The organism is Acutalibacter sp. 1XD8-36, assembly GCF_009917525.1.
GTDB lineage: Bacteria > Bacillota > Clostridia > Oscillospirales > Acutalibacteraceae > Acutalibacter.
Window position 1 is genome coordinate 237,322 of record NZ_QZDU01000001.1, and the last position, 22,687, is coordinate 260,008.

The following is a 22,687-nucleotide window of genomic DNA, read 5'->3' on the forward strand; positions in this document are numbered from 1 at the left end:
TCACCTCGCTGTCGCCAACGCCCGTGCCATGGCGCTGGTGGAATCCTCCGAAGCCTTATCCATGGCCTCAGCACTCTTCTCCTGCCCAGCACGGTCGCCGTTGAATGTGTTGTTGATTTCTACCTTCTGCGTCACGGTCCGGCTGGAAACGCCGGTGCCACTGGCAGTCTGAGCGGTGCCTCTGGACACCACACTTGACTTGGCGATGACGGACATATCGCCCGTCACCAACTCCAGAGCGCCCTTGACCTTCTCCTTACCTGCTGTGATACCCTTGGTCATCAGGTCTATCATGTCCGGCATATAGGTATGGAAATCGCTAAGGGGGCCGACCTCCGGCTCAGAGAATCCAAGGAACCCCTTTATAGTGCTTGCCACACCAGATACAGCGTCACCTATCCAGCCAACGGCGCTCTTGATGCCATCCACAATTCCTTGGATGATGTCTTGGCCCCACTTGACCGCCTGAGCTGGCAGCGCCAAAATCCAGTCGATTGCTACTTGGAAGCCGTTGACGATGGCGTCCTTTATCCCCGTGACCTTCTCGACGATGACATCCCACGCCGCTTGGAAGAATCCACCGAAAATCTCGGCCAGCTTATTCCAGACGGCGCAGATGTTATCCCATGCGGTACTGAGGATGGTCGTTATCATCTCCCAGATGGCGGAGGCGATGTCCTTAATGGCGTTCCATGCGCCTTCCCAATTACCTGTGAAGACGTTTGCGAGAAAGTCGATAATACCGGCTATGGCGTCCAGAAACGGCTGAATCAGCGAGATGAGCATATTCCAGATGTTGCTGAACACCGTGATGATGGTCTCGCCCCACACGTCCCAGAACGCTTTCAACGCACTAAAGATGGTCTCTGCTGCGCTCTTCAGGGCGTTCCACAGAACCTCGCAGATGGTCTTGATGCCCTCCCATATCTTGGAGAAGGATTCCTTGACCTGCTCTCCGTTCTCAGCCCACCATGCGGACAGAGCGCCGAAGATGGCCTGCGCTGCGCCTTTGATGACCTCCCACACATTCAGCAGGAACGACTTGATGGTATTCCATGCGTTCAATATGGTCTGCCTTGCGTTGTCTGCCCCGATACCTGCCTTGTCGAACAAAGCTCCGATGACGCTGTTGTCTCCACGCATGAACGCTATGAAGTCCTGAATTATCAGGGCAATCAGCAGGAAAATGGCAAAGAACAGTAGCGCCTTTCCTGCTCCCGCTCCAAGCGCCTTCGCCAGCTTTTGGAATCCCTCCACCGCCCCCATGATTTTCTTCACGTTCATCACTAAGAACGTGGCGGCGAGAGCTGCGGCCAGTACCTTCAAGATTCGTTCCGCTCCGCCTACTTTGGCGGCGAAGTCGGAGATTTTCTGGATGATGTTTCGCAGCGAGGTCAGGCCCCGTGTGCCGTAGCTTATGACCTTCTGGAACGTCGGCATGAAGAACTGGCCGATGAGCTGCTTGACCTCCTTCAGTTTGGAGTTGAATCGCCGGACCGTACTCTCATAGGAGCCGAGACTGCGCTCACAGTCTCCAATCGGCGATGCCGGTCACGATATGCGGACCGGCAGAGATGACCACTTCTTTCGGGTTATAGGTCTTGATTTTGGAAGACATTTATGCTACCTCCCTTACAGATTCTCATAGGTCAGGCACCCAGAGATGTTGACCACATGGATTGCCCCGGCCAGCCGTGCGGAGAACCGACAATCGCTCAGAACACGGGACGCCTTCTGGACGCTGGTGAGTTCGGAGGCCAGCGGCACAGATGTAACATAGCCGGGGTTGGCGTTGCCGTCGGCGTCGTACTCAGTAGGAGCGATGCCGCCGTACTTCTGCCCGTCTTTCAGTGAGGCAAGCATCTGATTATCCACCAGACCTATGCCCCCGTCTGTGTACGGGATTTTCGGATTCACCACCAGCAGGTTGACCACCCGAACCTGCATATCGTTCTGGAGCCAGTCACGGAAGCGGATGACATCAATCCACTCCCCAGCGTTGGTCTTGCCGCCCTGCGTCAGATTCTTCGACGCAACGGTGGTCAGATAGGTGATGTTAGCCGCCTCCAACTTCTTGATGAACGTGGACTTCAGCTTGGCCGGGTACACGGCGGCGAGCTGCTTCAGCGCCCACGTTTCCTCCCCTGCGTGGTAGTGCATGGCCTTTGACGCCAGAGCGACCGCCATGCCGTACTGGTTCTCCACCGGCACTTCATGGTCGGGCTGGTCGGCGGTCTCCTTGGCGAAGAGGGGAAAACTGCGGAAATAGAGGCCGGGCTGCACCATGGGGTCATCCGGGTCGTTGTCGATGTACCCGCAGATTTTGTTCTGCGTCTCGGTCCACTGGATGACCTCCACCACCTGCGACCTCTCCAAACCGGCGGGGCAGATGCAGTACCAGCCGTTGATGCTGAGGGCGTTGTCCAGCGTCTCGGACACGCTCCACGGCTTGCCTTCAGCGACGGCCTGCTCCAGCTCCTCGTCCGTAGGCTCTTCAGGGACGGGAACGGTGTCGGCTATGACCGCCACATACACCTCATGCGGCCGGGGACTCTGGGAAAAGGCCACCCGTGCCGCCACGCCAACGGGGTCGGCATCTGCGCCGGTGGCAACAAAGCCCAGCTCCGTCAGTTCGTTCAGACTGCGGTACACACCCACAGCGGGGATGTCCTCCTTCTGGACTTTGGGGGCCGGGCCGAGAATCAGGATGTTGTCAAAGCTGGCCTCGTTCGCAATCGGGCTGGCAAGCGAGATGTCAACCGTACAAATCCTGTCAAGATTTGCGCTCATACTAATTTTCCTCCTTCACGGGTTTATCATTGATTTCGACGTTGGAGAAGTAGCCACCCTCATCGGCAGCCATGTCCTCGTTGCCGCCGCCGCTGGGCGTCGGCTTGATGGCAGGCACCAGCTCCGAAACGTCGTCCGCTTGGATGTCGCCACCCTCGTACTCATACGGCTTTTCCTCGCCGGTCTCAGGGTCAACGGTAGTTCCGCTGTGCTTCACGCTCCCCGCCTCCAGCGTCCCAGTGTAGCCGATGGCCGTCATGGTGAAGTAGACCATTATCTCCATCATGGCACGAAACTGGAAGTTGCTATCATGGATGAGGCCGGTAAGGTCCTGCACCGTCGGCGGCACCACAATGGCGATGTCCCGCTCATGGCACCACTGGACAACGTACTCCGAGTTTAGGAAGCTCGCAAAAGCAAGCATATCGTCCTCTGCGGTATTCTCTGCTATGGGTGTAAAGCCCTGCTCCACCTCTTCCTGCGCCCCATTCGTGAACAGGTCTATCTGTATTGACGTGGAGGCTGGATAGAAGGCGACAGGGCGCCCGTCAATGATTTTGACAGGCGGATTCATGGGTCTGGACACAGGGGCCATAGAGAGCGTCACAAGCGACCCTGTGGGCTTTGCCCGGAAGCTCTGTTTTGTAAACGTCACTTCTGCCCTGTTGAAATACAGCTTGGTCAGTTGGCGGAGTGCCACCTTTAGCTCACTCAGCGTCATCAGCAGCCTCCTCCTTTCCGTCCGGACCAATTTTCGGCCGGGGGACCCGCCTCGCCTCAGCCTCCGACACGATGACAAACTCGCTTCGGCAATGACTGAGCATCGTATGGTCCCAGCCGAGAGAACTCACGCACTCGTACCAGTGGCCCTCCGGGTCCATCTTCCCATGATAAAACAGCCAGTCTCCCCGGCGGCCGGTAGACTGGTCTGCGGTAGTGAACACAAGGTCTCCAAACGCCTTCATGCGTTTGACCCGTTGCTCGCCTTCGGGGAGGGCTTGAATCTCATCCTTTGACAAGGGCTGCACATTCAGGTGTGCTAGCCTGTTCAGCATCGCTCATACTCCACAGCGGGTTGAACTTCAGCTTGTAATCTGGCTCCTCGTCGATTTCCCCGGAGGCGATGCCTGCCCGAAAAATCACGTCCAGCAGATTCCGCAGGTTCCGTTTCAGCATGAGCTTCTGGATGCGCTCGACGAAGCTGTACCAGTTCTCCATGTCGCTCTCGCCGGTGGAGTTCTCCCCGGCTGGGGACCGGCCGAACAGGATGGTCTGCGGGATGTTCGTTAGGGCCGACAGCATATTGCAGGTCGAGTCTATGACATCCTTCACCCCGCTGAACTGAGCCACCTTGAAGTCATAGTTCTCGCCCTCACTGTCAATGGCGATGCTGTTCAGCAGGCCACGTGCCATGTCGATGACCTGCAACCGCTTCAGGACGGCGTTCTCGCCATCGTCGGTGGTCAAGAGGGCGGCAAGGCCCTTCATGGAGTAGATTGCCTGCACTGACCGCTCCAGCATCTTCGTGGCGTCCGTGTGGGACGTGATAGTCTCCCGTAGTGCCCGGCGGATGCGGACGTACTCCGGCATACCCCAGAACAGGTAGGTTGAATCCGTGGTCTGCTCAGGAAGGACTCCGTTGCGGAACACGAGGCACCGGCTCTCATGCACTTGGAAGCTGCCGTAGATGCTGGACACATAGTAGAACTCAGGCTGTCCGAACTTGGACAGGCGGAACTTCTCCATAGGCCCGATGAACTTCTCCAGCGTGAAGTTGCCGGAGCAGCCGACGTAGATGTCGGTCACATCCCACGCCTTCACTATCTTGTTCATGATGGCCTGAGCTTCCGCCGGTACTGAGCCGTAGAACATAAGCTACCCTCCTCGAAGTTATAACAAAAGAGCGGCTGCGCTATCGCAACCGCTCTTCTGCCGGTGATATGGAGCGAAGTGCAGGGTTCGGACCTGCGCCTCCGGGCGGGTAGCCCGGCGTCCTCCGTTAGACTAACTTCGCATTGAAAGGGCCGTGGTTCGGCCCTGTGGCCGCTTAGAACAGCGTGAGCTGCTCCATGTGGAAAGTGGTAGGGGGAGTCTCTTGAATCCGCTTAGAGACCGCCTGACGGGGCTTGGACGGGTCTGGCGTCGGGTCGAAGAGTTCGGGGAGTGCCTCCCCGGTGTTCTTTAGCCACCAATCAGCGAACGTGCGCCGGTGGCACCAATCGTCCGGGCCTTTGCGGATGTCTTCGTAGCAAAGCAGTACAACATCTTTGCCGAGCCGCTCAAAGCGTTGGAGCTCTCTGGTTCGTTCCAAAAGCTCAGGATTGTCATAAATATTGCCGACGACTTCATGCTCACGAAATTCTGTCATCTCCGGGCAATCGTCAAAGAATATTGTTGCTGTCCTCAAGAATCTGGAGGTTTTTTGATGCCAAAACACTTTTTCATGTTGTTCACATTCCTTTCTCACCGGCGACACGCAGGCACCGATGTTCACCTTTGGGTTGTTCTTCAGAGCGTCATGCAGCTCTTTGTCTGAGTGGATTCCGTACTCTTCTGCCAGAATCCGCCGGAGGGTCGCAATATCCGCCATCGCTCAACCTCCGTTCATGGCCTTCAGGCCAATCAGCCGAAGCTCTCCGGCCGCCTTGATGAGACCGTCGAGATAGCTCAGGATTTGCTGAAGGTCCACCCGTTCGTCCTCTGAGATGACTCCATCTGCCGTGATGTCGATGAGCTTTTCCTTGACTTCCTCTACATCCTCCTGCCGGAGCTGCCTCAGCAGATTCAGTGTTGTGCGCTCTACTGACGAAAGCTCCGAGGACGGCATCGGAAAGCTCTTTCCGATGGGACACTCCGACGTACAGTACCAAGCCTTCAGCTCCGGGGCGTTGTAGAGGTCCGCCATCAGCACCACCTTGTCAACCGGGATGACCTTTGTGATTCCCAGCTCGTAGTCGGCAAGGCTGGATGCAGACACGCCGAGAGCTTCCGCTGCTCCTTCCCGGCTGGATAGCTTGTCGTTGTACTTTGCGGCCTCTTTCCTACACCGAAAGCATGGATTCTCACCGGCTTTCATAGCGTCACGCCCCATTTTCTTTACCTCCTCTCTGCGGTAAAATGACCATGTGAATGATTCCTGTGCAGATGCTTACCAACTCGGTAAGCTACCGTCAAAAAAAATAGTGTTGAACTGCTCAGGGGTAAGGTCAAGCTCCCTAACGATGACGAGCTTCTCATCGTCATTGAAGCTAATCTCGCCTCGCTCCTTCTTGCCATAGGAGACCACGGACTTCCCGATGGCAGCCGCCATGTCCTCTTTGGACTTGCCCTTCCTCTTTCTGGCGTACTCCAGTTCCAGTTGGTTCATTCTGCGTTCACCTCCTTCAGTATCTTCATTCTAACATACCGTTTCGGTAACTGTCAATAGGTATTTTATAATTTTGGTCAGTTTTGTTTACTGGGCGTTTGAGATGATATATAATTGGTAAGTCATCACTTTCAGGAGGTAGCTATTATGTACGAAAAGGCCATGTTTGCGGAAAATCTGAAGAAAATCATATCACAACGCGGCACTACTCAGCGGGAGATTGCGGAAAAGCTCGGTGTCACCGAGACTACCATCTCCCGCTACGTCACCACCGGGCCGAAGGGTCGCACTCCCAACGTGGAGTCTCTGGTGGCACTGGCACAGGTCTTGAACGTCAGCCTTGACACTTTGGTAGGGGTGGAGCCTCCGGCTACAGCTCGGCAGGCCCCGGACGTGAAGATTCTGGTCTCCGCCTACGAAAAGGCGGCACTCGAACAACGAGAGGCAATCTGGTCTATGATGACCGCTTTCATGCTCCTCACGCCTGAGCAGAAGGTAGTCATCGAGGCCATCAACAATCAAGAAAAGACAGAAGCCGTTTAACACAGGTCAAAGTTATTTTCTTCGACAAATTCAAGAGGTGATGACATGAGTACGCTAAAAACAGGCGATGAGCATATCCGCTTTGACGGGATGCCGACTGGCTATCTTCTCAGTGACTTCTGGAGGTGGAGTTCCTCCGACCTACTCGACAACACCCTGCGTGGGACGTTCAGCGAGTTCATCGTGGGAACGGCGCTCGACCTTGACCTGTCTACCGGTTTTGAAAACTGGCTGCCGTGGGACCTGACCTATCCTTTCCAGTGGCAGGATTCTTTGGGCCAGACTTACGACGAGGTTCGCATCGAGGTCAAGAGCGCCTCCTACATACAGCCATGGGAGCAGAAGAAGCTCTCCAACATCATTTTCAGCATCCGCCCAACGGTGAAATGGGAGCCGGATGGCCTCCGCTCCGGCCAGCGCCAGCGCCAGTCGGATGTCTACGTGTTCTGTCTCTACGCCGAGACCAACCGGCGTACGGCCGACCCCCTCATACTCGATGGGTGGGAGTTCTACATCGTCCCGACATGGAAGCTGGACGAAATCTGCGGACCCCAGAAGACCATCTCTCTCAATTCCCTCCGCCAGCTCGACCCTATTCGGGCCGATTATTCCGGCATCCAAGCTGCTATTGTGCAATGTGTACAAGGTGATGAGTGTACCCCCCCCCCGGCATATTGCATAGTTTTTGTGCATTTTGCCACGTGATACTTGTATATTATTACAAGGCAGCTCACGATAGCCGAGCTGCCTTGTTTGCTACTTATTTTCGCTTTTTCTGGAGGTCTGACCATGAGGAAACCAGCTAAAAAGGCAGCCGATGCCGTGACTACGCTGAAGGCTGCCATCTACATTCGGGTATCGACGCAGTATCAGGTGGACCGGGCCAGCCTGCCGGTTCAGAGGGAAGAGCTTATCAACTACGCCAAGTACGCCCTCGACATTACCGACTGCGTGGTCTTTGAGGATGCAGGCTATTCCGCCAAGAATACAGACCGGCCGGACTACCAGCGCATGATGGCCCGTGTCCGCACAGGGGAGTTTTCCCATCTGCTGGTCTGGAAGATTGACCGAATCAGCCGGAACCTTCTCGACTTTGCCGCCATGTATGCGGAGCTGAAGAAGCTGGGCATTGTCTTCGTCTCCAAGAACGAACAGTTTGACACCTCCTCGGCGATGGGCGAGGCCATGCTGAAAATCATCCTCGTCTTTGCGGAGCTGGAGCGCAACATGACCTCAGAGCGGGTCAGCGCCGTCATGCTCTCTCGTGCTAATGACGGGATATGGAATGGCGGCAAAGTCCCTTTCGGATATGCCTACGACAAGGACTCCAAGCAGTTCTCCATCATCGAGGACGAGGCTCAGGTAGTGCTGCATATCTATGACCTCTACGAATCTGTGAAGTCTCTCACTACAGTTGCCAAGGCTCTCAACGAGAAGGGCGTACGCTCCCGCACCGGCAAACCATGGAATCCCACCACCGTCCGCACGATGCTCACCAACCCCTTCTACGCTGGGACATACCGCTACAACTACCGGGACGAAAGCAGCAAGAGCTTCACCGTCAAGGACAAGGACGAATGGGTGCTTGTTCTCGACCACCACCCGGCTATCGTCACCCCTGAACAGCAGGAAATAATCGCAGGCATACTCCAAAGCAAGCAACGAGGATGGGCCGGGGCTGGGATGACCTACCAGCGTAAGAACATCCACATCTTTGCTGGTCTGCTTAAATGCGGATGCTGCGGCTACACTATGATTGCTTCCCCTGACCGAGAACGCTCCGACGGCTGGCGCCCGTCAGTATACAAATGCTCCCGGCAGCGTCGCTTCGGGGACTGTGACAACAAATACGTATCTGATGTCACTCTCGGACCCTTTGCCCTGAACTTCATCGCCAACCTCATCCGGGCCTCCAACTCCTTCGGCAAAAGCACCTCCATCGAGACGCTGGAGAAAAAGCTCCTGCGGGGGGATATGTTCTCTCAGGTGGACCACATCGAACGTCCCGGTCTCGAAGAGCTTTACACCCATCTCAGGAGTGGTTTTGACCCGCTGGCCTTTGAGACCCGCACAGTTGACGCCGCCGAGTCCGGCGCCGCCCTTCAGGAGCGTGACCTGCTGCTCTCCGAGAAGCGCAGGCTGGAGAGGGCGCTAAACCGGCTGAAGTCGCTCTTCCTCTACGGTGAGGAAGCGATGGCTGAGAAAGACTATCTTGTGGAGCGCAAGCAACTCATGGACGCTCTGGAGGAAAAGGATGCCCGGCTCGAAGAGCTGGAAGCCGAAGTAGCATCCTCCATCACCATGTCCGATGATGAGTTCATGGCGAAAGCCAGCTACTTCATCCTGAGCCAACAGCTTCAGGACAAACGGTTCGTGGACTATGAGAAATTCATCCGCAAAATCGACCCACAAATCGTCAAGGATTTCCTCAACTCCGTCGTCACAAACTTTTGTATAAAAAACGGGCTTACCACCTCGATTCTCTTCAAAAACGGACTCGAAGTCCAATTTTCTTACAAGGCTCAGGAATAAGAAAAAGCCCAGAAACCGCTTGGCTTCTGGGCTTTTCAGCGTCCCGCTGATGATATTCACTTCAGGTCTCCAATAAACATCGCATCCCCAAAACTAAAAAAGCGATACTTTTCTTGCACCGCCTCCTTATAAGCCCTCAGCACATTCTCCCTACCCGCCAGCGCGGACACCAGCATAATAAGCGTGCTCTCCGGCAGATGGAAGTTGGTTATAAGCGCGTCCACGCCTCTAAACTCATAGCCGGGATAAATAAAAATATCGGTCCAGCCTGAACTCTCTTTAAAGCAGCCCTCTCTCTGGGCCACAGATTCTATTGTACGGCAGCTGGTCGTGCCCACTGCTATCACCCTGCCGCCCCTCTCTTTCGTGTGGTTTATCAGTTCAGCCGTACTTGCGGGCATGTAGTAATGCTCAGCGTGCATTTTGTGGTCTGTTATCCTATCCACACTTACCGGACGGAAAGTGCCAAGGCCTACGTGTAAAGTCACATAGCCCAGTTCCACCCCTTTTCCCTTCAGCTTGTCCAACAGCCCAGGCGTAAAATGCAGTCCGGCTGTGGGCGCTGCGGCAGAGCCTATCTCCTTTGAATACACTGTCTGATAGCGTTCCTTATCCTCCAGCTTCTCTTTGATATATGGCGGCAGGGGCATCTGCCCTATTTCATCCAGCAGCGCGAAGAATACCCCTTCATAGCTGAAGTGCACCAGCCTGTTTCCGTCCTCCTTAACGCCTACTATCTCACCTGTAAAGAGTCCTCCCCCAAAGGCAAATCTGCTTCCCTCTTTGGCCCGCTTGCCGGGCTTACATAGGACCTCCCAGGTGTCATTGCCCTTGTTCTCCAATAGCAAGAACTCCACATGGGCACCGGTGTCCTCCTTTACGCCGTATATCCTGGCGGGCAGTACCCGGGAATCGTTTAATATAAGGCAGTCCCCAGGCCGTATTAAATCTGCAATATCATAAAAGTGCCTGTGACAAGTCTCTCCGGTGTGCTTATCAAGAGTCATAAGCCTGGATGAATCCCTGGGCTCTATGGGAGTTTGGGCTATGAGCTCCTGGGGCAGGTCATAGGAAAAATCACTGGTCTTCATGGGTGACGCGTCCATTTATTCACTCTCCATACGAAAAAATCATAGTATATGCTGGCTGAAAAAATTGACAAGCGGCACATACTAGGGTATAATAGACGGGATAATTGAGTCTATTATATATGATTGCCGGAGATTTTTCAACTGGTTTTCTAGTTTAGGCATGAAAGGAAGAAGAAAATGAAACAGTATCGTGTAGGTATAATTGGATGTACAGGAATGGTAGGCCAGCGCTTCACTACTATTTTGAAAAACCACCCCTGGTTTAAGGTAACTGCCCTTGCCGCCAGCGCCAGCTCTGCCGGCAAGACCTATGAAGAGGCTGTATCAGGCCGCTGGGCCATGAATGAGCCTATCCCCTCTGATATTGCGAAGCTTACGGTTTTTGACGCCAAGGCTGATATGGAGAAAATAGTATCTCTGGTGGACTTTGTGTTCTGCGCCGTAAATATGAAGTCTGATGAGATAATAGCCCTCGAGGAGGCCTACGCCAAGCTGGAGTGCCCTGTTATCTCCAACAATAAGGAGCATCGCAGCACACCTGATGTACCCATGATAATTCCCGAGCTTAATGCCAGCCATCATGAGGTTATTGCGCACCAAAGGGAGCGTCTGGGCACAAAGCGCGGCTTTATTGCCGTGAAGTGCAACTGCTCCCTGCAGAGCTATGTGCCTGCTATACATCCACTAATGGATTTGGGGGTCACAAAGGTACTTGCCTGTACCTACCAGGCAATTTCCGGCGCCAGCAAGACCTTTGAGACCATGCCGGAGATTCTTGACAACGTGATACCCTATATCGGCGGCGAGGAGGAGAAATCCGAGCGTGAGCCATTGAAAATATGGGGCCATGTGGAGAACGGCGTAATTGTCAATGCCACAGCACCTTCCATCACCTCGCAGTGCCTGAGGGTGCCGGTAAGTGACGGGCATATGGCAGCAGTGTTCTTCTCTCTGGAGAACAAGGTCAGCAAGGATGAGATAATCCGGCGCTGGAAGGAGTTCAGGGGCCTCGCCCAGGAGCTGGAGCTGCCCAGCGCCCCAAAGCAGTTCATCCACTACTTTGATGAGGATAACCGTCCCCAGCCAAAGCTGGACAGGGATATTGAAGGCGGCATGGCTATCTCCGCGGGCCGGCTTCGTCCTGACACCCAGTACAATTACAAGTTTGTCTGCCTCTCTCACAACACTCTGCGGGGCGCGGCAGGCGGCGGGCTGCTCATGGCCGAGCTGCTCTGCAAGCTGGGGTATTTCGACTGAGATACGCTAAACCTTTCACTTTAATATTTGGAGGAATCCTTATATGAAACATACCGTTTTTACCGGCGTAGGCACCGCTTTAATCACCCCTTTCAACCATCGCGGCGAAGTTGCCTGGGATGAGCTTGAAAAGCTAATTGAGCTGCAGATAAGCGGCGGGGTTGACGCCATAATTGCCTGCGGCACTACCGGCGAAGCCGCCACTATGAATACAGAGGAGCACCTGAAAGTAACCGCCTTTATTATTGAGAAGGTCAAGGGCCGCGTGCCGGTTATCGCCGGCACCGGCAGTAATGATACATGCTTCTGTGTAGACTTGTCTTTAAAAGCAAAGGAACTGGGCGCGGATGGCCTGCTCCTGGTGACCCCATACTACAATAAGACCTCGCAGAAAGGTCTTATTGAGAGCTTTAACTATATTGCCGACTGCGTTGAAATGCCCTGTATTCTCTATAATGTCCCCAGCCGTACGGGCTGCAATATCCAGCCTACAACCTATAAGGAGCTATCCAAAAACCCCTATATCGTGGCTACTAAGGAGGCCAACGGCGACACCACCTCTGTTGCCCGCACCATTGCCCTCTGCGGCGATGACCTGGATGTATACTCTGGGGAGGACAGCCAGGCTCTGGCTATAATGGCACTGGGTGGCAAGGGGGTCATCTCCGTTTTCTCAAACGCCATGCCCGGGGAGATGCACCAGCTGACCGAGGCCGTGCTAAAAAGTGATTTAGACACTGCCCGTGGGCTCAGCAACAGGTATATTGACTTGATGGACGGCTTCTTCATGGATGTAAACCCCATTCCAATCAAGGAAGCCCTCTGGCAGATGGGCCTCATTTCCACAAACTTCTGCCGTATGCCCCTTACTACTATGCCAGTTGAAAAACAGGCTGTTTTGCGTGAGCTGCTCAAAAAGCATGAACTGATAAAGGATTGACACGGAAAATATAAACCATGAGAATTGGAATGCGAGATATCTGCTCGGTGCAGTTATGCAGCGGATTGTGCCGGGCTGAATACAGTTTGAAATAAGCGCTGCTCTATAACTGCACCTTTTTCACCCAATTATATATATAAATGGAAGAGGTATAGTTATGAAATTATCAAAATACTTGAAGTTAAACCGTATAGAGTTCGTATCCACCTATCACTGCACAGGCCGGTGCAAGCACTGCTCTGTAGGCGGCAGACTGAATAAACCCGGGCCTCACCATATGCCGGTTAAGGAATCTGTAGAGGCCATACACTGGTTTGCGACACATTACCCGATACAATCCGTTATGACCTTTGGCGGCGAACCGCTGCTCTATCCGGAGGCTATATGTGCCCTGCACAGTGCTGCAACAGACTGTGGCATTCCTACCCGGCAGCTGATAACTAACGGCTATTTCTCTAAACGGCCTGAACGCATTAAGCAGGTTGCCGAAATGCTTATAGAGGCGGGGGTTAATAACATTTTGCTGTCGGTAGACGCATTTCATCAGGAGAGGATACCCATTTCTCCAGTGCTGGAATTTGCCCGGCAGTTAATGGAGATGTGTCCGGACAACATACAGCTTCAGCCCTCCTGGGTGGTAACCGAGACTAATAACAACCCCTGGAACACCCGCACAAAGGAAATTTTAGCTGAATTTACAGCGTTGGGCGTACCGGTGGGGCATGGGGATGATATATTCATGGCTGGAAACGCCATAGAAAATCTCTCTGAGTATTACTCAAAACCTAGTCTCTGCCTGGATGATACTTGCGGCTCACAGCCATACACTGAGCCGCTGGACCAAATCAGCTCGCTGTCCATTGAGCCTAACGGTGATGTAATTGCCTGTGCGTTCCCCATTGGCAACCTGCTGCGTGAAAGCATGGAGGATATTGCCGACAGATACAACCCATATGAACATTTTTTCTCCAAAGCTGTGCTCACTGGCGGCGCGAGAGGGCTTATTCAGGCCGTCCAGAAGCGTGATATCCCAGTAGACTTCTCGAAATGTTATTCCGTCTGCGATATTTGCAGGCAGATAAGGGACCTAACTGAATCAAAAGAAACGGATGTGTAAAGATGACAAAACTGCTGCTCTGTGGCTGTGCCGGCAAGATGGGTGCGGCTGTGAGAAATATTGTGAATGAGCGCCGTGACTGTAAGATAGTTGCCGGGGTAGACCGTGCGCCGGCAGAGCCGGGCTTCTCTTTATATCAGGATATCGGCGCTGTGACTGAGCCTGTGGACGTTGTTGTGGATTTCTCCCATCCCAGCGCCCTAGAGCCTATACTGCGGTACTGTAAGGCTAATCAGTCTGCAGCCGTGCTCTGTACTACCGGGTATTCTCCGGAACAGGTGCAGGCTGTTGAGAGCGCTGCCAGGGAACTGCCTGTTTTCTATTCCAGAAATATGTCCCTTGGTATAAACCTGCTGATGGAGCTGGCTAAAACCACCAGCAGCGTTTTGGGGCAGGATTTTGACGTGGAAATAGTTGAGGCGCACCATAACCAAAAGATAGACGCCCCCAGCGGCACCGCCCTAATGCTGGCTGACGCGGTGAACAGTACCCGGGAAAACGGCATGAAGTATACCTATGACCGCCACTCCCAGCGCAAGAAACGCGAGCCCGCAGAGCTTGGCATACATTCTATCCGGGGCGGCACCATCGTAGGCGAGCATCAGGTCATCTTTGCAGGACAGCACGAGGTCATCACCCTTTCCCACTCTGCCCAGTCAAAGGAGCTTTTCGCCGTGGGCGCGGTCAATGCTGCAGTATTTATGGCTGGTAAAGGCCCCGGACTCTATGATATGGGCGATTTGGTCCGCGAAGGAATATAAAAAAGGAGGGCACAGCAGCATGAGCACAGGCACTGTTATAAGCACTGTTGACAATATCACACTGGTAACACTGGTTGGCTTCCCAGCTCAAGTGGATTCTATCGCGACCATATTTGAGTCCATCGCAGAGTATAATATCAACATCGACATGATATCCATGGCCCCAACCCACGGGGCTTTCACCGGCCTATCCTTCACTATCTCTGACAATGACCTGGTGGATGTACTGGCTTTCACCACCAAGCTGAAGAAAGAGACCGACGTAAATGTTATCGTCAGCTCTGTTAACCACAAAATTTCTGTATATGACCCCGCGATGAAGAACACCCCCGGCATTGCGGCAAAGGTTTTCTCCGCCATAGCGGGTACGAAGGCTGACCTGCGGCTTATTACCACATCCGAGGTAGAGATTTCCCTGCTTGTTACCGAGGCTGATTTTGACACGGTGCTCACTGCTATACAAAACGCTCTGTAAAGTTTCAGTACGTTTACAAAGACCTCCCGGCTTTCCGGGAGGTCTTTCATATAGTAAACTTTGTTGCCCAAAACACCAACGGAAGCAGGTATACGATAAGCATAACGGCTATAAATCCAAGCTTCAGCGCTGTTGGTGCACTCTTATACCATATATCTGTCGCTACACGTACCAAATGTTTTCCTCTATACATTCGGTATATTATCACCAAAAGCATTGAGGAGACACTTATAACTGTACCCGGTATTATGCCCATTGGTATATAGCTGACCGTGATTTCGCTATGTCCCTCCGGCAGCGGTATCTCCATAAAACAGTCCAACACCTGTTTCACATGCACCGTCTGTCCATTCACCCGCACCTTTATCCCATTGTACCATGGCACTGACAGGAAAAGTGATTGCCCACTCTGAGCGTCAGCAGAGCCAACAATATCTTCGTTTTTATATTGTAAATCGGCATTTGGCAGCGAGTTTGTCAGAACATCCGTGTCCTTCAAGCCCCTCACTCCAAATGAGCACAGCTCCATGGGCTTGCGGACGGTTATCTCCACATCAACAGTCTCGTTCTCAAAACTTCCCAGTCTCAGTATACCGTTGCAGCGCTGGGTCGGATAGCTCTCTGCTACCTGCTCTCCGTTCACCGATACCGAAAAGCCGTCGTTTATAGCCTCACGCAGCCTTGTAGAAATACAGTCAAAAGCGTCGAAGTACAAGGTTTCCCGTTCTTTTACATTGATTTGGTAACGCAGGATACCTTCTTCCAGATGTATTTCACTATTGCTTTCAGCTGGCTCCCCATCGATTGGCTCATATTTTGCAAACAACTCCTCGCCGCCGGTCAGCCTTTTGCAAAGCTCATTTTGCAGTTGCAGGCGGTCACCAAGCTTCAGTGCCTCCGGAAGTATCCCTGACGGCACAATATACCCCAAATTTCCACTGCTGGTTGCAGTCCAATTTAAGTTTTCATCTAAGACATATTTATTTGACAGAAGTATATCGCTGGCTGCAGTACCGCAGCACCCGGAGGTTTCCATCCAGTATGACGAATATCCAAGCTTTTTCATTGCAGCCAGATATCTGGCGTCGGTCAGGGATGTATAGTGGTTTAGAGTGGGATAGCCCATGCCTCCCAGCAGATTTACATGACAGAATTTTCTCTCCTGTTTGACACGGTACAGACCTTCATCACTGATTTTGGGGGCTGAAATTACCTCCTGACTCCGCGAAGGTACATTGGCTGAGGAGCCTACAAATGCAGGTATCTGCACGGCTGACTGTATGAGCACAATACCCATCAGCGCCCAGGAAGTAAGCTTATGAGAACGTCCCACGGCATGGCACACCCCAAGCATTGCCATAAAGCATGCAAGCCAGAACAGCGACAGGTACAGCGCCCCTTCTGTGCTTACCCATAGCTTTGAGGTATATGAACTTATCTCATCAAAATGTGCATAGAGAACATACCCTCCAACTATGGCCGGCAGCGCCAATATTGGCACCAGCCATAACATGCCCTTTGGGTTTGCCTTGGCTTTATGCGGCGAGTCCAGCCCCAGAGCCAGATACCAAAGGCCTAAGAATATGGGCACATACCCATACCGCACCGGGAACGCCTGATAACTGCCCATATGCCACAGCTTATTTATGGGCTCTATTACCATAGGTAAAACAGTTATTGCCCAGCAGATTGTGATGACCCGGGTTTTTGGTGTCTTTATAAAAAAGCGGCTGAAAAATGGTACTAACGCTGCCCCTATAGTACACAAAAGCACCGGCGCGGTTGTCCTCAAATCTGTAAGCAGCCTGCCGGACCGGAGCGATTGCATCACTCCCCCATCTGTGCGGGCAGAGGCCAGGCACTGTAATAAAGATGGCAGCCAGATTGCCGCCGTTAGCAGCAATGCAATAACTGCGCTTAGCCCCAGCTTTCCCGCCAGCTCTCCGCGCCGTTCTTTCTGCACATATCCAAATATGAAGACAGTACCGCATATTATCATGCCGAGAAACAGCATATAGCTGAGATAATAGTTAAATATAATGCTTAGTGTCAGGCATACGGTGAGAAATCCTGCTCTCCCCTTCTCTATCAGTCTGACAAAGCCCAGCATTGTAAGTGGGAACAGGTAGAGCATGTCCAGCCAGACTAAGTTCTGGTAGTACATCAGCCCATATCCGCATAGCCCATAGCTTATACATAGTGCCAAATGAGCGGGCGGCAGCAGGTTGGGTGCTTCCCGTTTGAAAAATACAGATGCAGAGGCAGCGGCAAGGGATAACTTTATCAACACAAGGATATTTACCAGCAGGTAAATATCCGCTTTCTCCACAAACAGCACAAACAGATGGAATGGACTTGACAGGAAGAAGAAGAATACTCCCCAGAAGCTCATACCCCCGGCATTTTGCAGATTCAGAAACCATCCGGAATTTCCTGAGAGGACATCCTTCAGCTCCATCAATAACGGTATCACTTGCTGTGACATATCGCACCATGCCAGAGTCTTTTCACCAAAAGGATAGAGGCCAAAGACAGCGTATATAATGCTCAAAACAACCGCACAGCAAATTGCCGCATATAAATGAATATGGCATACTTTTCTCATAAAGAAAGTATGCCATATTTTTATTGCGGTAATCCAAAATTTCTCTTTCAACTTTTAAAACAATATCTTACAGTATTCTTACATCCCATAGATTTACAGTACTGCTTTGTGGAACACTTTCTTTCCCTTTTTAATAACAAGTCCCTCTTTTAGCTGGCTCTCAGTGAAGCTCGCTGAGATATCGGCAACTTTTTCCTCGTTGACGGAAACCCCTCCCTGCTGGACCAGCCTGCGGCCCTCGCCCTTGGAGCTGGCAAGGCCTGTTTTTACCAGCAGGTCAAGGACACTTATCTGCCCATCTGCCATGTCGCTCTCAACAAGCTGAGTTGTGGGCATATTAGTAGTATTGCCTCCGGCGCTGAACAGGGCCCTTGCACCCTCCTGGGCTTTCTGAGCCTCTTCCTCTCCGTGGACCATCCTGGTGAGCTCAAAGGCAAGAACCTCTTTTGCCTGATTAAGCTGGCTGTCCTTCCACTCCGCCATCTCGTTAATCTGCTCAATTGGCAGGAAGGTGAGCATACGCAGGCACTTGATAACGCTGCCGTCGTCCACATTTCTCCAGTACTGGTAGAAGTCGAAAGGAGAAGTCTTGTTGGGGTCCAGCCAGACAGCATTTCCGGCAGTTTTGCCCATCTTCTTTCCTTGTGAGTCTGTAAGCAGGGTTATGGTCAGGGCCGGAGCATCCTTGCCCAGCTTTCGGCGTATGAGCTCCGTGCCTCCCAGCATATTGCTCCACTGGTCGTCGCCGCCAACCTGGACATTGCAGCCGTAATGCTGGTACATATGGTAGAAGTCATAGGACTGCATTATCATATAGTTGAACTCAAGGAAGGAAAGGCCCTTCTCCATACGCTGCTTATAGCAGTCTGCCCGGAGCATATTGTTTACCGAGAAGCAGGCGCCCACCTCCCGCAGAATGTCAATATATCCAATGCTCGTAAGCCAGTCGGCGTTATTGAGCATTATTGCCTTACCCTCTCCAAAGTCAACAAACTTCTCCATCTGCCGCCTAAAGCACTCGGCATTATGGTCGATATCTTCCCTGGTAAGCATGGGACGCATATCCGTACGTCCGGACGGGTCGCCTATCATGGTAGTTGCGCCTCCTATAAGGGCAATGGGCCGGTTGCCCGCCATCTGAAGGCGCTTCATCATTGTAAGTGCCATGAAGTGTCCGGCGGTCAGGCTGTCGGCGGTACAGTCAAAGCCGATGTAAAATACCGCTTTACCGTTATTGAACAGGTCCCTCAAATGCTCCTTATCCGTTGTCTGGGCTATAAGCCCCCTTGCCTCCAGCTCCTCAAAAATCTGCATTTCCTGTCATCCTTTCAATTTTCTAGTATTTTTTCGTATCCGACCTCATCCATGCCCGGCTGAATATTGGTAATTTCCCCGGTGCGTTTATATCCAAGGCTCTCATAAAACCGGCACAGCCCCTGCTCCTGCAGGATGGTGCCCAGGGACCACCTCCGGTTCTGAGGATACAGCCCTTCCAGCAGCCTCAGCGCCTCATGCCCTATCCCTCTCCCCTGATACTCTGGCAGCAGGCCGACTGGCGTTATACACAGTAGGCCCTCTGTATGCTTAACGCCAATATACCCCACCTTCTCGTCATCCATCAGGATAAAATAATAGTCGCGCTCAGAAAGCTTGCGCTTCAGGGTTGTCATCGGCTCCATAGCTGGATTCGTGCTGTAGTCCTGGTACTTCTCCAGCAGCGCTCGAAACGCCTGTTTCTGTATAGCCAATAGGGCACCGGCGTCTTTCATGCCCGCAAGCTTTAGTGTTACCATATTCATCACCTTCCTGCCAACGCAAAAAGCCCTCTGTGAAAGCCTGCGCCAGCATAGCTTTAACAGAGGGCGAACATCGTCGCGGTACCACCTCAGTTCACCGAAGCCTCACGGCAACGGTCTCCACAGGTACGACAGCTTGAGCCCCAATAGAACCGAAACCTGTTATACCCTGGCGCTGTAACGTGCGCTTCACGGCCTTTCCTACTGGTAAATACTCTCCATAAAAAAGTATTTACGTTCCGAAAGGCGGCTCAGGAAGGTATCTTCGGCACTGCCATGCTCCCGCTTACACCAGCCGCGGGCTCTCTTTGCCATATAGAGCGGCACCTACATTATTCCATCATAGCCATTGAAGTTATTCTACCCTATAAATCGTGGTTTGTCAAGTCCTTTTTAGCATTTCCTCAGCCATGTCTAGCTGAAGCTGGGTTATTTCGTCCCCGCCGATTATCCTAGCCAGCTCCTGCTTGCGTCCCTCAAGGTCCAGAGGGTCCACCTGGGTGTATGTGCGCCCCTTCTCCACATGCTTACTGATACGAAGGTGATGGTCCGCAATGGCCGCTATCTGAGCCAGATGTGTGATACAGAGCACCTGCCGGTTTTTGCTCACCTGTCGCAATTTTTCACCTATACGGTTTGCCGCCGCGCCGCTGACACCGGCGTCTACCTCGTCGAAAATAAGCGTGTCTATCTTGTCCCGGCCCGAAAGCACTGTCTTAACCGCCAGCATTATCCTGGACAGTTCGCCGCCGGAAGCTATCTTCGACAAGGGCTTTGGAGGCTCGCCCTTATTTGCCGAGACTAAAAATTGCAGCTTATCACATCCGGTTGGTGTCAGAGGCACACGCTCTATCTGGGTAACAAACTCCACCCCGGGCATGTTCAGAAACGCCAGCTCTGACTTCACCTGTTTTGTAAAGCGTTCTGCGGCTGTGTGACGCTTTTGAGATAGCTCCTTCGCCAGAGCTATAGTTTTTTGCTTCTCCTGTTCATACTCAACGCTCAGGCGCTCTTTTTCCTCGTCGGAGAACTCTATTTTGTGCAGTTCCTCCTGGCAGTCCTCGAGATATCTCAGCATTTGCTCCTCGCTCTCGCCGTACTTCAGCCCCAGCCGGTACAGCATATCAAGCCTGCTCTCTATTTCGTCCAAAGCTGCGGGGTCAAAGTCCACAGATATGCCCTGTAGGACGGCATCCACATCCTCCAGCAGGAACCCAGCCTCCCGTAGCTTCTGCACCGGCTCCTCCAGCTGGGACATGTATCCTGACATGCGCTCAAGCTCTCCGGCGGCAATCGAAACATCGGAAAGTATCCCTCCGCGCTCCTCGTCACCGGCAAGCAAAGCCTTCACCATCTCCACCGCAGAAGAAATGCGCTCTCCGTTTCTGGCAATGTCCCGGCTCTGCGTCAAGGCTTCCCGCTCCCCGGGATTTATGTTCGCCGCCTCAAGCTCATCTATCTGGTAACGCAAAAGGTCCATACGGCGGCTCTTTTCGTTCTCGTCTGTATCCAGCTCCCGCAACTGCCGCTGGAGCTCCCGAAGCCGTTTATAGCCTGCCTGGTATTTTTCCAAAAGATTCTCCAGTTTTCCGAAGCTGTCTATATATGTCATATGCAGCTCAGGCGAGAGCAATTCATAGCTCTCATGCTGGCCATGTATTCCTACGAGCCTTGGGGCAATAGCCTTTAGCATAGACACCGTTGCGGGCACGCTGTTGAGTTTACAGGCAGACCTGCCCTCCAGTTTTATGTCCCTCTGTACCAAAAGGGAGCCGTCCTCCTCTCTGGGCACGGATAGGCTGTCAAGTATCTCCAGTGCATCCTCTGACAGGCCGGTGAACATTGCCGACACCGATGCCGAAGCCTCGCCGGTACGCACCAGCTCCTTTGAGGTGCGCTCTCCCAGCACAGCATGGATAGCGTCGATTATCATTGATTTACCCGCACCGGTCTCGCCTGTCAGCACGGTAAATCCCGGCTCCAGGTCTATAGATGCCCGCTCTATCACGGCAATATTGTTGATAAAAAGCTCTGAAAGCACGCGCAAAAGCCTCCTGTTTCCGCAGTTTTATCAAGTTTGCTGACTGAAAAATCAGTTCATGAGCAGCTTCCGCAACTCGTCCTGGGTCTCTCTGGCAGCGGCCTCTGTACGGCAGACCACAAATATGGTATCGTCACCAGCCAGGGTGCCCACAAAATCCTTCCAGTACATAGCGTCCATAGACGCGCAGACCGCCTGAGCCATGCCCACCATACATTTTATCACCAGGATATTCATAGCGCTGTCCACTGAAATTGCGCTGTCTGTAAACAGTGAATGGAACTTCGAGGACATATCCATGCCGCCGTCGCTGCCGGTGGAATATTTGTACCTGCCGCTGCCGGACAGGGTCTTTATCAGTCGTAGCTCCTTAATGTCCCTGGATACAGTGGCCTGGGTCACATCAAAGCCCGCCTCTCGCAGGTATTGGATAAGCTCGTCCTGAGTTTCTATGTCGTGCTCTCGTATCAGCTCTAAAATCTTGGCATGGCGTCGGGTTTTCATGGGTATTCCTTTCCGGCAGGTAAGCCTTAATTATTGAGTTTCCAGCAGTTTCTGGTTTAGTATATCGTAAAAATTATTATTTGTCAGTTTTATAAACCTGGCGCAGCGCCTTGCTCTGGCAAATATCATCCTGTCGCCGGCCTTCAGCTCCACCGGGGCTGCCCCGTCTATAGTTAAGAATAGCCTGCCTCTGTTCCGGGGAATGTCCACTACCAGCCGGGTGTCCGGGGCAAACATCACACTACGGTTAAAAAGTGAGTGAGGACAAATGGGTGTGTATATCATACAGTCCAAGGTGGGCTCTACCACCGGCCCACCGGCAGACAGGGAGTAAGCCGTAGAGCCTGTGGGCGTCGCCACAATGAAACCGTCGGCCCGGTACAGGTAACCGGAATTATCATCTATAGCTACCCTATATTCCACTATCTTCGCAAGCTCAGCTGATACCACCGAGTCGTTCAGCGTGTAGAATTTTCGCTGTCCCTCGTCAGAATATAGGGAAACCTCCAGCATCATCCGGCGCTCTTCCCGCCACCGCCCCTGGGCCAGCTTTGGCAGCAGGTGCATCTGCTCCGGCTCAAGCCCGGCTGTAAAACCCAGCTTCCCGGCGTTGAGGCCCAGAAGTGGTTTATTTAACTCAGCGGCAAGCTTTGCTGCATTAATAATTGTGCCGTCCCCACCTACGGCTATGAGTACATCACAGCAGTTAATAAGCTTTGCAGCCTCACTGTGCGGTACACCCTCCTCATACATTCCAGCTATGTGGACAGTTTCACATCCGGCAGAATTTAGTACCCGGGCGGCCTCTTCTGCTAAGGATGGCGCCTGCTTTTTTGCTGGATTGGGCGCTATGGCTATTTTCATGGGG

At 52.8% G+C, this 22,687-nt stretch carries 24 protein-coding genes and 1 tRNA gene; 9 read left to right on the forward strand and 16 right to left on the reverse strand.

Translation table 11 applies throughout. The features are described 5' to 3' along the window. Positions 1-1,143 carry a phage tail protein gene (locus D5270_RS01460; protein ID WP_166542420.1) on the reverse strand — a complete coding sequence of 381 codons (1,143 nt, stop codon included), beginning with the start codon at positions 1,141-1,143 and terminating at the stop codon, positions 1-3. Between the two features lie 43 nt (positions 1,144-1,186). Here D5270_RS01460 and D5270_RS01465 point away from each other — a divergent pair, with 43 nt between their 5' ends. Next, positions 1,187-1,414 carry a hypothetical protein gene (locus D5270_RS01465; protein ID WP_166542421.1) on the forward strand — a complete coding sequence of 76 codons (228 nt, stop codon included), beginning with the start codon at positions 1,187-1,189 and terminating at the stop codon, positions 1,412-1,414. A gap of 218 nt (positions 1,415-1,632) precedes the next feature. Here the strand turns inward: D5270_RS01465 and D5270_RS01470 are convergent, their stop codons facing one another. The 8 genes from D5270_RS01470 to D5270_RS01500 all read right to left on the reverse strand — a co-directional run bounded on the left by D5270_RS01470 (position 1,633) and on the right by D5270_RS01500 (position 6,157). Next, complete coding sequence (locus tag D5270_RS01470) at positions 1,633-2,790, reverse strand: DUF3383 family protein (RefSeq protein WP_166542422.1); 1,158 nt, start codon at positions 2,788-2,790, stop codon at positions 1,633-1,635. A gap of 1 nt (position 2,791) precedes the next feature. Beyond that, on the reverse strand, positions 2,792-3,511 hold the full coding sequence (locus D5270_RS01475) for a phage neck terminator protein (protein WP_166542423.1): 720 nt from the start codon (positions 3,509-3,511) through the stop codon (positions 2,792-2,794). Next, positions 3,498-3,845, reverse strand: a complete 348-nt coding sequence (locus D5270_RS16670; RefSeq protein WP_243150042.1) for a hypothetical protein — start codon at positions 3,843-3,845, stop codon at positions 3,498-3,500. The genes D5270_RS01475 and D5270_RS16670 overlap by 14 nt, the downstream gene beginning before the upstream one ends. Next, positions 3,796-4,662: an anti-CBASS protein Acb1 family protein gene (locus D5270_RS01480; protein ID WP_243150043.1), complete on the reverse strand. Its 867-nt coding sequence runs from the start codon at positions 4,660-4,662 to the stop codon at positions 3,796-3,798. The genes D5270_RS16670 and D5270_RS01480 overlap by 50 nt, the downstream gene beginning before the upstream one ends. A gap of 69 nt (positions 4,663-4,731) precedes the next feature. Beyond that, positions 4,732-4,804 (reverse strand) — tRNA-Gly (locus D5270_RS01485). 33 nt (positions 4,805-4,837) lie between these two features. Continuing rightward, positions 4,838-5,380, reverse strand: coding sequence for a YopX family protein (locus tag D5270_RS01490; RefSeq protein WP_166542424.1), 543 nt, complete (start codon positions 5,378-5,380; stop codon positions 4,838-4,840). Positions 5,381-5,383: 3 nt separating this feature from the next. Then, entirely contained in the window at positions 5,384-5,881 is a 498-nt protein-coding gene (locus tag D5270_RS01495) for a helix-turn-helix domain-containing protein (RefSeq protein ID WP_166542425.1), read from the reverse strand. A gap of 57 nt (positions 5,882-5,938) precedes the next feature. Continuing rightward, positions 5,939-6,157: a helix-turn-helix domain-containing protein gene (locus D5270_RS01500; RefSeq protein ID WP_166542426.1), complete on the reverse strand. Its 219-nt coding sequence runs from the start codon at positions 6,155-6,157 to the stop codon at positions 5,939-5,941. A gap of 147 nt (positions 6,158-6,304) precedes the next feature. Between D5270_RS01500 and D5270_RS01505 the strand changes: the two genes are divergently transcribed. From D5270_RS01505 to D5270_RS01515, 3 genes are all read left to right on the forward strand, one after another. Beyond that, positions 6,305-6,700, forward strand: a complete 396-nt coding sequence (locus tag D5270_RS01505; RefSeq protein ID WP_166542427.1) for a helix-turn-helix domain-containing protein — start codon at positions 6,305-6,307, stop codon at positions 6,698-6,700. Positions 6,701-6,745: 45 nt separating this feature from the next. After that, complete coding sequence (locus D5270_RS01510; protein WP_166542428.1) at positions 6,746-7,405, forward strand: hypothetical protein; 660 nt, start codon at positions 6,746-6,748, stop codon at positions 7,403-7,405. An 84-nt stretch (positions 7,406-7,489) separates the two neighbouring features. Further along, positions 7,490-9,232: a recombinase family protein gene (locus D5270_RS01515; RefSeq protein WP_166542429.1), complete on the forward strand. Its 1,743-nt coding sequence runs from the start codon at positions 7,490-7,492 to the stop codon at positions 9,230-9,232. A 56-nt stretch (positions 9,233-9,288) separates the two neighbouring features. Here D5270_RS01515 and queA read toward each other — a convergent pair whose 3' ends face one another. Then, positions 9,289-10,323, reverse strand: coding sequence for a tRNA preQ1(34) S-adenosylmethionine ribosyltransferase-isomerase QueA (gene queA, locus D5270_RS01520; RefSeq protein ID WP_166542757.1), 1,035 nt, complete (start codon positions 10,321-10,323; stop codon positions 9,289-9,291). Positions 10,324-10,500: 177 nt separating this feature from the next. Between queA and asd the strand changes: the two genes are divergently transcribed. From asd to D5270_RS01545, 5 genes are all read left to right on the forward strand, one after another. Beyond that, a complete protein-coding gene (gene asd, locus D5270_RS01525; protein WP_166542430.1) occupies positions 10,501-11,580 on the forward strand; it encodes an aspartate-semialdehyde dehydrogenase in 1,080 nt (359 codons plus the stop codon). A 43-nt stretch (positions 11,581-11,623) separates the two neighbouring features. Then, complete coding sequence (gene dapA / locus D5270_RS01530) at positions 11,624-12,520, forward strand: 4-hydroxy-tetrahydrodipicolinate synthase (protein WP_166542431.1); 897 nt, start codon at positions 11,624-11,626, stop codon at positions 12,518-12,520. Positions 12,521-12,677: 157 nt separating this feature from the next. Beyond that, positions 12,678-13,637, forward strand: coding sequence for a radical SAM protein (locus D5270_RS01535; protein WP_166542432.1), 960 nt, complete (start codon positions 12,678-12,680; stop codon positions 13,635-13,637). Between the two features lie 2 nt (positions 13,638-13,639). Continuing rightward, positions 13,640-14,398 carry a 4-hydroxy-tetrahydrodipicolinate reductase gene (gene dapB, locus D5270_RS01540; protein ID WP_166542433.1) on the forward strand — a complete coding sequence of 253 codons (759 nt, stop codon included), beginning with the start codon at positions 13,640-13,642 and terminating at the stop codon, positions 14,396-14,398. Between the two features lie 19 nt (positions 14,399-14,417). Beyond that, positions 14,418-14,873, forward strand: a complete 456-nt coding sequence (locus tag D5270_RS01545) for an ACT domain-containing protein (RefSeq protein WP_166542434.1) — start codon at positions 14,418-14,420, stop codon at positions 14,871-14,873. 46 nt (positions 14,874-14,919) lie between these two features. Here D5270_RS01545 and D5270_RS01550 read toward each other — a convergent pair whose 3' ends face one another. The 6 genes from D5270_RS01550 to D5270_RS01575 form a co-directional block, all read right to left on the reverse strand. Continuing rightward, the gene (locus tag D5270_RS01550) at positions 14,920-17,478 is read right to left on the reverse strand and encodes a YfhO family protein (RefSeq protein WP_243150045.1); all 2,559 of its coding nucleotides are present in this window, start codon (positions 17,476-17,478) and stop codon (positions 14,920-14,922) included. 93 nt (positions 17,479-17,571) lie between these two features. After that, positions 17,572-18,792 (reverse strand): tyrosine--tRNA ligase, encoded by a 1,221-nt coding sequence (tyrS, locus tag D5270_RS01555; protein ID WP_166542436.1) that lies wholly within the window; start codon positions 18,790-18,792, stop codon positions 17,572-17,574. A 14-nt stretch (positions 18,793-18,806) separates the two neighbouring features. Next, entirely contained in the window at positions 18,807-19,271 is a 465-nt protein-coding gene (locus D5270_RS01560) for a GNAT family N-acetyltransferase (RefSeq protein ID WP_166542437.1), read from the reverse strand. Positions 19,272-19,656: 385 nt separating this feature from the next. Next, complete coding sequence (gene recN, locus D5270_RS01565) at positions 19,657-21,315, reverse strand: DNA repair protein RecN (RefSeq protein ID WP_166542438.1); 1,659 nt, start codon at positions 21,313-21,315, stop codon at positions 19,657-19,659. Between the two features lie 51 nt (positions 21,316-21,366). Then, positions 21,367-21,819, reverse strand: a complete 453-nt coding sequence (gene argR / locus D5270_RS01570) for an arginine repressor (RefSeq protein ID WP_166542439.1) — start codon at positions 21,817-21,819, stop codon at positions 21,367-21,369. Positions 21,820-21,849: 30 nt separating this feature from the next. Further along, on the reverse strand, positions 21,850-22,683 hold the full coding sequence (locus tag D5270_RS01575) for an NAD(+)/NADH kinase (RefSeq protein WP_166542440.1): 834 nt from the start codon (positions 22,681-22,683) through the stop codon (positions 21,850-21,852). Positions 22,684-22,687: the final 4 nt, after the last annotated feature.